This is a genomic window from Pseudomonas sp. Q11 (genome assembly GCF_024494355.1).
Lineage (GTDB): Bacteria > Pseudomonadota > Gammaproteobacteria > Pseudomonadales > Pseudomonadaceae > Aquipseudomonas > Aquipseudomonas hefeiensis.
This window is the reverse complement of the sequence record NZ_JAKNQY010000070.1, coordinates 1-699: the sequence shown is the minus strand read 5'-3', so window position 1 is coordinate 699 and position 699 is coordinate 1. Positions and strand designations below refer to the sequence as shown.

Sequence of the window (699 nt, the reverse complement as noted above, 5' to 3'; positions counted from 1 at the left end):
GCCCGACTACGACAACTACGTCGAGCACATGCAAAGCAAACACCCGGACAAGCCGGTGATGGACTACGAGGCGTTCTTCCGCGAACGCCAGGAGGCCCGTTACGGCGGCAAGGCGGGGCCCAAGTGCTGTTGATCAACTGATAGCCGGTTGATGAGGTAACCCTGTGGGAGCGGGCTTGCTCGCGAAGGTGGTAGGTCAGTTACGATGATGTTGACTGACCCACCGCTATCGCGAGCAGGCTCGCTCCCACAGTTGTTTTGCGGTGGCCTCGGGATTTGCATCACCACCGAACCCCTTGTGGGAGCGGGCTTGCTCGCGAAGGCGTCGGGTCAGCAGCATTGATGTTTGCTGATCCACCGCTATCGCGAGCAAGCCCGCTCCCACCGTTGTTTTGGGATGACCTCGGGATTTGCTTCACCACCGAACCCCTTGTGGGAGCGGGCTTGCTGGCGAAGGCGTCGGGTCAGTTACGATGATGTTGACTGACCCACCGCTATCGCGAGCAAGGCCGCTCCCACAGTTGTTTTGGGATGACCTCGGGATTTGCTTCACCACCGAACCCCTTGTGGGAGCGAGCCTGCTCGCGAAGGCGTCAGGTCAGTCGCCATTGATGTGGCTGACACACCGCCTTCGCGAGCAGGCTCGCTCCCACAGTTGTTTTAGGATGGCCTCGGGATTTGCTTCGCCACCGAACCAAT

At 60.1% G+C, this 699-nt stretch carries 1 protein-coding gene; it reads left to right on the top strand.

Going from position 1 to position 699, the window contains the following annotated elements; all coding sequences use genetic code 11:
* The coding region (locus MA884_RS27780; protein ID WP_256233483.1) for a YbdD/YjiX family protein at positions 1-133 on the top strand (133 nt) is incomplete at its 5' end.
* Positions 134-699 lie beyond the last annotated feature (566 nt).